5 protein-coding genes are annotated in these 14,365 nt (G+C 68.1%); 3 read left to right on the plus strand and 2 right to left on the minus strand.

Translation table 11 applies throughout. The annotated features are described in order from the left end of the window. Positions 1–45 precede the first annotated feature (45 nt). Positions 46–1,353: an MFS transporter gene (locus tag ACYQ1L_RS16830; RefSeq protein ID WP_460005164.1), complete on the minus strand. Its 1,308-nt coding sequence runs from the start codon at positions 1,351–1,353 to the stop codon at positions 46–48. Positions 1,354–1,542: 189 nt separating this feature from the next. Here ACYQ1L_RS16830 and ACYQ1L_RS16835 point away from each other — a divergent pair, with 189 nt between their 5' ends. From ACYQ1L_RS16835 to proA, 3 genes are all read left to right on the plus strand, one after another. Beyond that, a complete protein-coding gene (locus ACYQ1L_RS16835) occupies positions 1,543–2,109 on the plus strand; it encodes a TetR/AcrR family transcriptional regulator (protein ID WP_460005165.1) in 567 nt (188 codons plus the stop codon). Positions 2,110–2,246: 137 nt separating this feature from the next. After that, complete coding sequence (locus tag ACYQ1L_RS16840) at positions 2,247–3,758, plus strand: carboxylesterase/lipase family protein (RefSeq protein ID WP_460005166.1); 1,512 nt, start codon at positions 2,247–2,249, stop codon at positions 3,756–3,758. A 112-nt stretch (positions 3,759–3,870) separates the two neighbouring features. Continuing rightward, positions 3,871–10,344, plus strand: a complete 6,474-nt coding sequence (gene proA / locus ACYQ1L_RS16845) for an anti-phage protein ProA (protein ID WP_460005167.1) — start codon at positions 3,871–3,873, stop codon at positions 10,342–10,344. 328 nt (positions 10,345–10,672) lie between these two features. On the opposite strand, the gene ACYQ1L_RS16850 is transcribed toward proA, so the two are convergent. Continuing rightward, entirely contained in the window at positions 10,673–14,164 is a 3,492-nt protein-coding gene (locus ACYQ1L_RS16850; RefSeq protein ID WP_460005168.1) for a bifunctional proline dehydrogenase/L-glutamate gamma-semialdehyde dehydrogenase, read from the minus strand. Positions 14,165–14,365: the final 201 nt, after the last annotated feature.

Raw genomic sequence — 14,365 nt, forward strand, 5'->3', positions numbered from 1 at the left:
GTGGAGGCGGAAGCGCGGCGGCGGACCGGCCGCGGGCGGGCCGTGCTACTTGACGCCCTTGATCGGGGCGATGGCGATCGCGCCGAGCACCGCGAACACGATCGCGAAGACGAACAGCACCGGATAGCCGCCGAGGGATCCGATGATGACGGCGGCGATCGGCGCGCTGAGGGCCTGCGGGATGTTGGTCGCGACGTTGAGGATGCCGAGGTCTTTGCCGGCCGAGCTGCCCTCGTTCGGCAGCACCTCGGTCATCAGCGCCGCGTCCACCGACATGTACAGGCCGAAGCCGACGCCGTTGACGATGCTCATCAGGATCATCCCGGTCATGGTCGGCATGATCAGCGGGAAGGCGAGCCCTGCCGCCATGATGACGGTGGCGGCGTAGATGAACACCTTGCGGCGGCCGACCCGGTCGCTCCACCATCCGGAGAGCGCGATCGCGATGAGCGTGGGCACGAACGCCACGAGCGTCAGGGTCATGACCGCGCCCTGGGCCTCCTGCAGCGGGAGCTTGATGTAGTCGGTGAGGATGTAGAGCTGGTACGCCGAGACGACGAAGTAGCCGAGGATCAGCAGGAAGCGGCCGGTGAACGCCCAGAAGAAGTCGGGATGGCGGCGCGGGTTGATCCAGAAACCGCGGAAGAACGCGCCCCAGCGGAACGGCTCGACGACCGCATCCCTCGAGGACCAGTCCTTGTTGAGCAGCGCGAACAGGATCGTCACGACGATCACCGCGACGCCGAAGACCGCATAGCCGAGTCCCAGCTGCGCACCGAGCCCGACGGCGAGCATGACGCCGACCGTCATGCCGAGCTGCGTGCCGAGGCCGATCATGGCACTCGCGCCGCCCCGCTTGGCGCGCGGGAACCGGTCGGCCGTGATGGTGGTGAGCGGCGACTGCAGGAAGTTCAGGGCGACCTGGATCACCACCCAGAACACGGTGATCCAGATCAGGTCCTGCAGCGAGCCCATGCCGAGCAGCAGGACGCCTCCAACGAGCGCGCCGAGCACCATCCACGGGATGCGCCGGCCGAACGGCGAGCGGGTGCGGTCGCTGAGCGCGCCCGCGATCGGCTGCGCGAACAGCGTGAACACGAACGACGTGGTGGTCACGATCGCGAGGTTCGCGACCTTGTGCTTCTCGTCGAGCAGCAGGATCTGCGTGGGCAGCAGGATCGCGATGAGCCCGCCGTAGGTCGCGAACAGGGTCATCGACGCGATCAGCAGGCTGGGCAGCAGTCGCCGGTTCGCCGGAGGACTGGCGGCGGGCTCTCCCGCCGCGGGCGCTTCGGTGCGGATGACGCCGGTCGGCGCGATGTCCGCGGCGGGATCCTGCGGGGTGATGGTCATGACGGCTCCTCATTGAGCGGATCGGGAACGGAGGGCGGCGGTGCGCGGATCCCGGCGGATCCGAATACCGAACGATGTTTGGAATCTGAATCGGGACGATTGTGGCACCGAAAACCGAACAGTGCAAGGGTTTTGCCGGAACAACCCGATCGGCGTTCGTGTTTCGCCGGCGGCGGCTACCCTGGCTCCATGGCCAGACGAGGCGCATACGCGAAAGGCGTCGTCAAGCGCGAGGAGATCCTCGAGGCGGCCCTCGAGATCGTGGGCAGGTTCGGTTACCGCAACGCCTCCGTGCGCGAGATCGCCGATGCCGTGGGGCTGAGCCCCGCCGGCCTGCTGCACTACTTCGGCACCAAGGAGCAGCTCTTCGTCGAGATCCTGCGCGCCCGAGATCAGCACGACATCGAGACCGAGGACGACGGCGACTTCTTCACCACGTTCCTCGCGGTGATGCGGCACAACCGCGACGTCCCCGGGCTCGTCCAGCTCTACACCCAGCTGCAGGCCGAGGTCGGCGACCCCGACCACCCCGCCCGCGCGTACTTCCTGGAACGCACCGAGACGGTGCACGCCGCGGCCCGTGCCACGATCCTCGCGCAGCAGCAAGAGGGGCTCATCCGTGCGGACCTGGATCCCGAGTGGATTATCCGCGCCGGGCACGCCCTCGCCGACGGGCTGCAGAACGCGTGGATGCTGGATCCGACCATCGACATGGCCGCCGACGTCGAGCAGTTCTTCGCCCTGCTGCGGGCCTGAGCGCGTCCCTTCGTCTGGTCGCTGCGCTCCTCGCTCAGGGACCGGGTTCGGGTGTCCCGCGATGGCCGGCCCCTGAGCGAGCGCAGCGAGACGAAGGGCGCGGCGAACCCATCGTGGCGGCCGGATACGCTGAACGGGTGACCGCCGACGCAGTGACCGCCGACGCGCCCGTCGCCCAGACCGACACGGGTGCCGTGCGCGGGTTCTGGCGGGGCGAGCCCGGAACGCCAGGAGCGTCCGCCGCCTTCCTCGGGATCCCGTTCGCGGCCGCGCCCGTCGGCGAGCGCCGCTTCGCCGCGCCCCAGCCACCGAAGCCCTGGACCGGCTTGCGCGACGCGACGGCCTACGGGCCCACCGCGCAGCGCGGCGACAAGGGCGAGACGCTGATCCCGGAGCCCAGCATCCCCGGATCCTCGACGCTGAACGTGAACGTCTTCACCCCGGCGCTGCCGGGCCCCGCGCCCGTCGAAAGGTCCGGACTGCCCGTCATGGTGTGGATCCACGGCGGCGGCTACGTCGACGGCTCCCCGGCGAGCCCCTGGTACGACGGCGCCGCGTTCAACCGCGACGGCGTGGTCACCGTGTCGATCTCCTACCGCCTCGGCTTCGACGGCTTCGGGCTCATGGACGGCGCGCCCGCGAACCGCGGCGTGCTGGACTGGATCGCGGGACTCGAGTGGGTGCAGCGCAACATCGCGGCGTTCGGGGGCGACCCCGGCCGCGTCACGATCGCCGGGCAGTCGGCCGGCGGCGGCGCGGTGCTCACGCTCCTCGGCCTCGAGCGCGCTCAGCACCTGTTCCACGCGGCGATGGCGTTCTCCCCCGCGCTCGCCGACATCGACCCCGATCTCGCGCGCCGGCGCACCCGCACCCTGGGCGAGCTGCTCGAGTGCGCTCCTGACGCCGACGGCTTCCGCACCGTGCCCGAGCGCACGCTGCAGCGCACCCAGCCGAAGGCCGCCCTGCTCGGGGCGACGCGGTTGCGCGCGCTGCTGGCACCGCTCGTCGACGGCCTGCCCTGGGGCCCCGTGATCGACGGCGACGTCCTGCCGCGGCCGGCCGTGCAGGCGCTGCGCGACGGGATCGGATCCGACAAGCCGCTGCTGATCGGCGCCACCGACGACGAGTTCACGATGACGCTCGACCGTGCGCCCGGGGTGCTGCGGTTCGTGCCGGCCGCCCTCGCGCTGCTCCTGCTCAGCCGCGACCGCGCGATGCGACGCTCCTACCTCGCCGCGAACCGGGTGCAGCGCCGCCGCGGCACGCCCGCCCTGATCGGACGGTTCGTGAGCGACCGGGTGTTCCGCGCGCTCGTGGTGCGCACGGCCCAGGCCCGCGGTGACGCCGCCACCTGGGCGTACCGCTTCGCCTGGGTGTCACCCACGAAGGGGTGGTCGTGCCACTGCCTCGACGTGCCGTTCTGGTTCGACGTGCTCGACGACCCGTTCGTGGAGCGCCTCGCCGGGCCCACGCCCCCGCAGCACCTCGCCACCGAGATGCACGCCACCGCCGTGCGGTTCGTCGCCGAGGGCGACCCCGGCTGGCCGCAGTGGCGCACGGATCCCGGGCTCAGCCGCGTCTTCGGCGCCGGCCCCGCTGAGCCGGCCGTGTCGAACACGGCCTACGACGGCGCGCTGCCGCTGGCCTGAGCGCCCGTCCAGAACGTACGCCTTTCGCGCCGTAGGCAATGTATGCGTGAATATGGGATCCGGCGATGATGCCGCCACCGGGATACCCTGGGTTGAGTTTGCTAGGAGTGCGATGGCAGAGTTCGATGCTCGAGACCAGATCGAAGGAGCGCTCGAGGCCCTGAGCGAAGGACTCCGCCCGCTGGTGACGGCACGCTTCCAGGAACTCGCGCCTTCGGTCGCTGACTGGACTGACATCCTCGCTCAGAAGGACCGGCAAGCGGGGCGCAGCTTCAGTCGATACAACCCCCGAGATCTATCCCTGCTCCTCCGCGCGTTTACCGAGTCGTTCGGCTCGATTGGGTATGCGTTCGCCGGAATCGTAGGCCGCCAGGCGCAGAATTGGGCGAGCGAACTCCGCAACGTTCGCAACGGCTGGGCCCACCACGAAGAGTTCACAGTCGCGGAAACATATCGCGCGCTCGATACGGCGGAGATGCTCCTTCGCAGCCTCGGGGCCGACGCGCAAGCGGGCCGGGTGCAGGCGCTCAAAACGCCGGTGCTCGCGGCGATGGCTGCGGATTCGAGTGCCGCGATCCCCGCGCCCGCGCTCGGCGCACCCAGGGACGATCCCGCGATTCCGCTCGCCGAAACAACTACGTCCGTCGCCGCTCCTGTCTTCGAAGAGGCCGTGGCTCCCTCCTCCCCCGGCAGGACCGCAGCGATCTCGATCAGCGTGCTTCCTGACCTGAGCTACGCCCATGCGCGCAACTCGATCGCGATCGTCGACGAAATCACGGTCGACTATCAAGGCGAGGAGTTGCGCGGAGCCTCAGTCGAAGTGGAAGCGATCTCCAAGCTCGGGTCCCTGGGGGACCCGAAGATCGTCATCGCAGATCTCGACGGGACCACTCCGACAACGCTGCGCAATGCCGACCTCGTGCTCGATCCAGCACGGATGTTGGCGATTGAATACCCCACCCAGGGGGTTGTGCGAGTCACACTGCGCGACGCCATGGGTACAGTGATTGCACACCGTGACACAGCCGTCACGGTGCTCGCCGCTAATCAGTGGCGCGCAAATCCCCCGCAGCTGAGCCTCGAGCTGCTTGCGTCCTTTGTGCAGCCCAACTCGCCTGCCATCGAGCCATTGCTGGTGGAGGCTTCAGACCGCCTGCAGCAGAAGACAGGTAATCCGGCACTCGACGGCTATCAGCAAGGCTCGCGGGAGCGAGTAGACGCAATCGTTGAGTCCATCTATGAAAGCATGCGCGCTCGCGATATCCGCTATGCCGAGCCGCCGGCGAGCTGGGGACTCGAAGGTCAGAAGGTGCGCACTCCAGCAGACGTGCTCGAAGGGCGACTCGGCACATGTCTCGATACCACCGTCACGCTCGCGGCGGCTCTTGAGGAAGCCGGTATCAACTCAACTTTGTGGCTCCTGCCCGGGCACATCTTCCTCGGGTACTGGCGCGATGAGGCCAGCCTCGACGGGCCGGCCCAGCTGGATCCGGCCGAGGCGGTGAACTACGTCGGTATCGGACAGATCGAGGTCGTCGAAACGACGTTCCTCACCGGTGGCTCTGCGTCGAAACCGTTCGCCGAGGCGCGCCGGCAACATCACATCACCACGCTCGCCGGCGACGTCACGTCGGTCCAGGGAATCACTGACATCATGCAAGCGCGGCTTGCCAGGATCTATCCCCTACCGAGTCGCGCGGTCGACGAATCGGGTGAAGTACGGATCTTCGAGTACACCGTCGCTCAGGTGCCGGAGGCTTTGCATTACGCGCCATCCGCCCATGCGGTTGCCGGGGGAGTCGCGCGCGACATCCCTCCTCGAGTCGCGCTCTGGAAGAACGCGTTGCTCGACTTGAGTCTGCGGAACAGACTCATCAACTACGGGGAGAAGTCGGGGTACCCGCTCGCTGTACCGCAGCCGTCACTCGCGAGCTTCGAGGACATGATCAACAGCGGCGCCGCAGTCACGCTGGTGCCGAACGACCGGATACCAGTGGTTGACGGCAGTCGTGGCATCCGCTTCGGTCAGGACCTCCCGGAGTCCTCCCGCGCAGGAATGCTGTCCGAGCGGAAACAAGTCTTCATCGGCGTCACGGGAGCCACGTACACGACAGGGCTGCGGGCACTGGCCTACAAGGCACGCACGATCATCGAAGAGACGGGCGCCAACAACCTGTACATGGCGTTCGGGATGCTGCGCTGGACGTTCAACGACCGCGAACTGCGTTCGCCGCTCGTCCTGGTGCCCGTCAGCTTGGAGGCGACCGGTGGCGGCAACACGTTCCGCCTGCGAATCGATGAATCCGGAGAGTCCACGCCGAACTACTGCCTCCTGGAGAAGTTGCGGCTTACCTTCGGCCTCGACATCCCCGGGCTCGCCAATCCATTGAAGGATGAATCGGGGATCGACTTAGCCGCCGCATTCGCCGCAACGCGGCAGGCCCTCGCGTCGGCCCGCCTGTCATTCACTGTCGAAGATACGGTTGATCTCTCGATCCTGCAGTTCGCGAAATATCGACTGTGGAAGGATCTGGACGAGAACTGGCAGGACCTAGCCAGCAATTCTCTCGTAAACCACCTGATCCATACGCCGACTGCAGAGTTCGTCGACCCGTTCTCGGCGCCGGCCTCGGTCGACCTCGACGCACTGAATAACGCAGTCCCGGTGCCGGCAGACTCTTCGCAGCTTGAAGCTGTTGCCGAGGCGGAAGCACGACGCACGTTCGTGCTCGAAGGCCCTCCTGGCACGGGAAAGTCGCAGACGATCACCAACTTGCTCGCGCACTCGCTCGCCAACGGAAAGCGGGTGCTTTTCGTGGCGGAGAAGCGCGCAGCCCTCGATGTGGTCAAAGACCGGTTGGATGCCGTTGGTCTCGGACCGTTTTCGCTCGACCTGCATGACAAGGGCGCACGTCCGACCGCAGTACGCGCGCAGATCCGCGCGGCCATCGACGCAATCGCCCGGCCGGACGGCGCGGCGCTCAAGGCAGATACGGAGACTGCCGCGACGAGTCGTGGAGCACTCAAACGATATGCGAATCGGCTCCACGAGCCGAATTCGGCAGGCTTGTCGCTCTACTCTGCGCGCGCTCAACTTCTGGCGGCGGCGGAAGACCTTGACCCGCTCGACGTCCCGGCGACGCTGGTCGCGGAAGGCACCGAAGAACAGTTCGAGTACCTTCGCCGGCTGTTGCGCACATTGCCCGAGACTGCCGATCTCGCTCATCCGGCCCCGTTGCATCCGTGGGGCTTTGTGACGAGCACCGCAGCGAACCCGCTCGATACGCGCCGACTCCACCACGCGGCGCGCGACTTCGACGATGCGCTCAGCGTCCTCACCGCTCGCCAGCCGGATCCCGAGCTAGTCGCTCTCACGTCCGCGCCGTGGCACCTCGAATGCTGGGCAACACTGGCTAACGCGCCCCGACACCCGCTTGACGCGATCGACGCGTTGCATGCGCGTGCCCTGTCCGGCGAGGTGCAGTCTCTGCAGAGTCGGCTGATCACCAGCAACGCCGCTCGCCCGTGGTTTTCCACCGTGAGCCCTGAGGCACTGGATGGAGACGTCCACTCCGTCCACCGGGCGGCGGCAGCCGCGGACGCCTCGGGCTTCTTCGGACGTCGCAAGCGTCAGCGCGCAGTCCTCGCAGGCTACGGCGCAGCCCTGCGGGCTGACGCCCGCTCGTTCCCCGCACGCGACGTCACACCGCTCACCGCCGAGGTGGCACGCGCAGCTGATGAGATCGGGGCCTTGCGCGCGGCCCTCGCAACCCTGCCGCTTCCCCTCGTGTCGCCTGACTGGAATCCCTACCTTCGAGAAGGCGTGGAGCCGGCGAAGGCAGCCCTGGCGTGGGGAGTCTGGTTGAGCTCTGTGTTGTCATCTGGAAACGGAAACCCAGACCTTCGTCAAGCGCTCCGAAGGTACTACTCGGCCAGTCGCCCAGATCCTGACCTTGCCAACGCCCTCACCCGAGTCGCGATCGCGTGGCGAGCGCTCGCCGCAGCGAGTGGCGTAGTAGAGCCCTCGGGGGACGGAACGGACGTCTTCGCCAGCTGGGCGCGTTCGGAGGGCTTCTTCGCCACGTGGAAGGCCACGGCCGATGCCCGCAACCTCACGACGATCGAGCCCGTCACTCTGGATCGATGGGTTGCCTTCCGACGGCATCTTGAGCCGCTTATCCGCTTCGGTATGACGACCGCACATGATGCGCTCCTCACTGGCGCACTGCCCGCGGACCTCGCTTCTCTCTCCTTCGACAAGGGCATCGCCCAAGCATCGATTGCAGAGCGAGCGGACTCGCAGGCGATGGTTGCATTCGACGTCGCCGCGCACAATCGCACGATCGATCGGTTCACCTCGAGCACCACTGCAATTCGAGACGCTCTGCCCCGGTGGATCCCCGCCGAGATTATCGCCAACCGGCGGATCGACCCTGCGTATGAAGGCGGAATGATGGGCGAGCTCAAGCGACAGCTCGGACGCCAGCGCGGTGGGATGACGGTACGAGCACTCTTCGAGAACTACAGCGATCTCATCACTCAGATCGCCCCCTGCGTTCTCATGAGCCCCGAGTCAGTGGCCCGTTTCCTCCCCGCGAGGGCGAAGATGTTCGACATCGTCGTGTTCGATGAAGCCTCTCAGATCCGCGTAGCAGACGCCGTCGGGGCGATGGGCCGCGGTTCTTCAGTCGTTGTCGTGGGAGACAGCAAGCAGATGCCACCGTCCAACTTCGCCGAGGTAAGCACCGACATCGATATGGACGCCTCGCCTATCGCCGATGTCGTCGCCGATGAGGAGTCCATCCTCTCCGAGTGCGTGCAGGCGCGCGTCCCGCGCAAGTGGCTGTCGTGGCACTACCGCAGTCAGGACGAGGCGCTCATCGCGTTCAGTAACCACGCGTACTACGACAGTCGGCTCTCATCCTTTCCTGCTCCATGGCCCGCGGAAGACTCCGCTATCGATCCCGACCACGGAATCTCCCTTGTGCGGGTCGCGGGTCATTTCAATCGCTCTGGGCGAGGCCGGGACCTCCGAACAAACGCCGTCGAAGCCGAAGCCATCGTCCGGGAAGTGGTGCGACGCTTCGCGAACTCGCCGGATCACACACCATCCCTAGGAGTCATCACCTTCAACGCCCAACAGCGCACCCTCATAGAAACTCTGCTGCGGGAGACTCCAGACGACCGGATCGCTCATGCCTTGGACGAACGAGACGGCCTATTCGTCAAGAACCTCGAGAATGTGCAAGGTGACGAGCGCGACACCATTCTGTTCTCCGTTGCGTTCAGCGCGAACGAACGAGGAGCGATCCCCCTCAACTTCGGTCCGCTCTCTCGCGCTGGCGGCGAGCGGCGGCTCAACGTGGCGATCACACGCGCGCGCAGGCAGGTGATTCTGTTCGCCAGTTTCGACCCATCCGAGTTGCGCGCAGAAGAGACGGCGTCGATCGGGATCAAGCACCTCAAGGGATACCTAGAGCTCGCCGCATCCGGGGTTGGATCGACAACCGAAAGCGCGCATCGCGATCGGCTGGTCGATCGGCACCGGGACGAGATCGCGAACGAGCTGCGCTATCGCGGGTTTGCCGTCGAGACTGACATCGGACTGTCCGACTTCCGTGTCGACATTTCGATCGCCGACGCAGCCGACCCGGGGCGCCCCCTAGTCGCAGTGCTCCTTGACGGCGAGAGCTGGCGCGCCCGCCGGACGGTTGCGGACCGCGATGGTCTCCCGGTCGAAGTTCTCAAGGGCCTGATGAAGTGGCCCTGTGTCGAGCGGGTGTGGTTGCCGGAGTGGTTGCAGGAACGTGACCTGACGCTCGCACGGCTCGCCGCAGCTGTCCTGAAGGCTGGCGCTGCGCTGCGGCTCGAACAATCGAAGGCCAACACTGGCCCGGCTTCCGTGACGTCTTTTACAGCCGATCCCGTCGTTCCGCACGCAGCTGCCGATTCGACAGCACTGCTCCGTTCGGCTTCTCCGAGCGATGCGGCCGCTCCGATCGGCGCAGGGCTGCACCATCCGCGTCTGCGACAGTACGTCGAGTGGGAGCCGAAGCGATTTGGCACCACCGACACGCTCGATCGCTTGCCGCACGACGCCGCAGCCGAGAAGGTGCGCTCAGTACTGCGCGAGATCGTGCAGAAGGAGGGCCCCATTCACAAGATGCGGCTGGCGAGGCTTGCCGCTGAGGCGTTCGGATTGAATCGAGTCGCAGCAGCCCGCGCGGATGCGATTCTGCGCTGCCTGCCACACGAGAATCTCCGCACGACCGACCGCTCCTGTGCGTGGCCGACAGGACTCGATCCGCTCAATTGGCGAGATGTACGTCGAAGCAACCCGGGAGACCGTCGCAACATCGACCACGTTCCGCTGGAGGAGATCGCCAACGCTATGGCCATCGTCGCCGAACTCGGGGGTGGCATGAACGAGGACGAGCTCAAGAGACAGGCGCTAGCGCTCTTCGGCGGCAAGCGCCTCACCGACGGCGTCTCGTCAAGATTGGACGCCGGACTTCAGCGCGGGCTCGAGACCGGAAGGCTCGAACGCGACGATCGAGGACTGTTCCAAGCGGTCGACCTCTCGTAGACACTGCGCGAATCGATCCCATACACGACGAGTCCGTTCCTCGGGAGCGGCTTGTGCAATCGGAGACGGGGCCAGCCTGGGCCGCGCTGTTCCCACTCGAGTAGCGATCGGCGCCACGAACCCCACACGGGAAAGGAGGTCCAGTCCGGAAAACCGAGACGCTTCTCGGCGCGTCGGGGCTAGAAGGGTCCTTCGGCGCCCGACACGCCGAACCCCTCCCCGGTTTTCCGACGGCGGGAAGTTCCGCGGGGCGGGACGGCGGCGGAGGCGCGAACACGACGAACCCGCCGCCCATGGGAGCCGGGCGGCGGGTTCGGGGGGGATCCGGTCAGTCGATCGGATCCAGCATCGGGATCTCGTGGCGGTGCGGGGTGCCGAAGCGGTGCGCGGTGACCGAGACCGCCTGCTCGCGCAGGAAGGGGAGGATCTCCACACGGCCCGCCGCGACGACCGGGTTGGCGTACAGCGCGAGGCTGGGGGATCCGTCCACGGCCTCGGCCGTCGACGCCGGGCCGGCGCCGATCAGGCGCACCCGGCCCCCGCGCGCGGCGAGGCGCTGCGCGTGCGCGGCCCAGGCGGCGGCGTCCTCGGTGGCCACCGCCACGTCCTGGGTGCCCAGCCACGTGGCCACGGCACCGGGCAGCGGCGCGAGCGTCGAGACCGTGACGCGCGCGCGGGCACGGCGTCCGGCGGCGACCACGCGCACGAGCTCCGCGATGCGCGCGCCCTCGAAGCGCACCGTGACCGGGACGGCCTGGTAGCGCAGCGCATTCTGCTCGGTGACCAGCCCGGTGGCGTCCCGGACGACGCCGAACTCGTCGGCCCACGCGTCGATGTCGGTGGCCAGCGCGCCGCGCAGCCAGGCGATGTCGTCGTCGGCCGTGCCGGACGCGGCGAGCGCGCCGACCGCGGAGGTCGCGAGACCGTCGAGCTCGCGGGTCGTGGCGACGGGCGCATCCACCCACTCCGACAGTCCGACGAGGTAGTTCGGACCGCCGGCCTTGGATCCGGCGCCGACGGCGGCCTTCTTCCAGCCGCCGAACGGCTGGCGCTGCACGATCGCACCGGTGGTGCCGCGGTTGACGTAGACGTTTCCGGCCTGGATCGAGGCGAGCCACTGCTGGATCTCGTCCTCGTCGAGGGAGTGCAGTCCGCTCGTCAGGCCGTAGTCGATGTCGTTGACGATGTCGATCGCCTCGGCGAGGGATCCAGCCGTCATGATGCCGAGCACCGGGCCGAAGTACTCGACGCGGTGGAACTCGGATCCGCGCTTCACGCCGTCGCGGATGCCGGGGCGCCACAGCTGCCCGGTGTCGTCGAGCTTCTCCGGCTTCAGCAGCCAGCTCTCCCCCGGATGCAGCGTGGTGAGCGCGCTCAGCAGCTTGCCCTCGGCCGGGCCGATGAGCGGGCCGATGCGGTTGGAGCCGTCCTCGGGCGAGCCCACGTCGTAGGCGCGCACGGCGTCGACGAGCTGGCGACGGAACCGCTCGGAGGTCGCCGCCGAGCCCACGAGCACCACGAGCGACGCAGCGGAGCACTTCTGCCCGGCGTGCCCGAAGGCGGCGTACGCGACGTCCTTCGCGGCGAGGTCGAGGTCGGCCGACGGCGTCACGATGATCGCGTTCTTGCCGCTGGTCTCGGCGAGCAGCGGCAGATCCTTGCGGAAGCCGCGGAACATCTCCGCGGTCTCGTAGCCGCCGGTGAGGATCACGCGCCCCACGGCCGTGTCGCTCACGAGCTTCGCGCCCAGGTCGTTGCGGGCGGGGCCGTCGAACTGCACGTACTTCAGCACGTCGCGCGGCACGCCGGCCTCCCACAGCGCCTCGACCATGACCGCACCGGAGCGGCGGGCCTGGCGGGCGGGCTTGATGATCACCGGGGATCCGGTGGCGAGCGCGGACAGCGTGGATCCGGCCGGGATCGCGACGGGGAAGTTCCACGGCGGGGTGACCACGGTGAGCCCGACGGGCTGCATGACGGCGCCGTCGACGTCGGCGAGCTTGCGGGCGCTCTCGGCGTAGTAGTGCGCGAAGTCGATCGCCTCGGACACCTCGGGGTCGCCCTGCTCGATGACCTTGCCGGCCTCGGATCCCATGACCTCGAGCAGCTCGGCGCGGCGCGCCTCGAGCACGTCGCCGGCCTTGTGCAGGATCGCGGCACGCCCCTCGGCGCCCAGTGCGCGCCAGGCCTCGCCCGCGGCGACCGCGGTGGCGATGGCTGCGTCGACCTGCTCCGGCGTGGTGAGCGTGTTCGCCGCGACGGTGTCGTTCCCGAGCGCGGAGTCGGCCATGCGGGCGCGGATGGCGTCGCCCCAGGCGCGGTTCGCGGCGAGCGACGGGTCGGTGTCCGGGGTGTTCTCGAACACGTAGTCGGCGGGGTCGGTCGCGGGCGCCGGAGCGGTGCGGTCCTGCACGCGGTTCGGGCCGGGGACCTCGGTCGGCATGCTGCGGACGGAGGCGAGGAAGCGCTCCTTCTCGCGCTCGAACAGCTTCGGATCCGCGTCGAGGTCGAAGACCGCCGACATGAAGTTCTCCTGCGACGCCCCCTCCTCCAGCCGGCGGATGAGGTATGCGATCGCGACGTCGAACTCGTCCGGGTGCACGACCGGCGTGTAGAGCAGCAGGGATCCGACGGTGCGCTTGACGACCTGCGCCTGCGCGGAGGCCATGCCGAGCAGCATCTCGAACTCGACGCCCTCGGTGACGCCGCGCTTCTGCGCGAGCAGCCAGGCCAGAGCGATGTCGAAGAGGTTGTGGCCCGCCACGCCGATCCGCAGGTTGCCGATGTGCTCGGGGCGCAGCGCGTACTCGAGCACGGCCTTGTAGGAGGCGTCCGACTCCTGCTTGGTCGACCAGGTCGCCAGCGGCCAGCCGTGCGACTCGGCGTCGACGGTCTCCATGGGCAGGTTCGCGCCCTTGACGACGCGCACCTTGATCGGCGCGCCGCCGTCGGCCACGCGCTTCGCGGCCCACTCCTGCAGGCGGATCATGGCGCCGAGCGCGTCGGGCAGGTAGGCCTGCAGCACGATGCCGGCCTCCAGGCCCTTGAACTCGGGGCGGTCGAGGATCGACGTGAAGACCGCGATCGTGAGGTCGAGATCCTTGTACTCCTCCATGTCGAGGTTGATGAACTTCGGCGAGCCGTCGGGCATGCCCTTCGCGGCGATCCGGTACAGCGGCAGCAGCGCCTCGGCGGCGTCGGCGACGGCCGCGTCGAACGCCCACGGGCTGTGCGGGGCGACGGTGGAGGACACCTTGATCGAGACGTAGTCGACGTCGTCGCGCTCGAGCAGACGGCGCGTGCCCTCGAGGCGGCGCTTCGCCTCCTCGCGGCCGAGGATCGCCTCGCCGAGCAGGTTGATGTTGAGCTTCACGCCCTGGGTCTCGCGGATGTGCGCGATGGCCTTGCCGAGCTTCTCGTCGCGCGCATCGACGATGAGGTGGCGCACCATCTGGCGCAGCACGGCGCGTGCGGCGGGAACGACGACGCCGGGGACCATGCCGGCGGTCGCGCCGCCCAGACCGATCGCGGCCTTCATCGGCGCGGGCAGGAAGCCGGGGGTCAGCGGCACGAGCTCCTTGAGCTTGGCTGCGGCGACCTTCAGGTCCTCGGGGCGGACGACGCCGTCGACGAAGCCGACCGTGAAGTCGAGGCCGTTCGGGTCGCGCAGCACGCCGGCGAGGCGCTGTCCGGCCGCGTCGACGGGAACCTCGCGGCTCTCCACGAGCCAGGTCTTCACGAGCGCGACGGCGTCGTCGGCGAGGGCGGAGAGATCGTCGAGGCCGGCGGCGGCGCCGGTCGCGGTTTCGGTGGCGGTCATGGTTCCTCGTGGGGTTCGGGATCGCGCACGCGCGCGGGGATGCTCCCAGGATGGATCCGATCTCCCTGCAGGAAAAGCAACGTTTTATGACGGATATTATTCGATAGAATCGATGCTTTCGCGTCGGTCCCCCTCACCGCGAGACTGCAGCTGAACGACGAGACTGCACCCGAGAGTCGCAGTCTCGTCGCGGAGTTGCCG

Source organism: Microbacterium xylanilyticum, assembly GCF_054654695.1.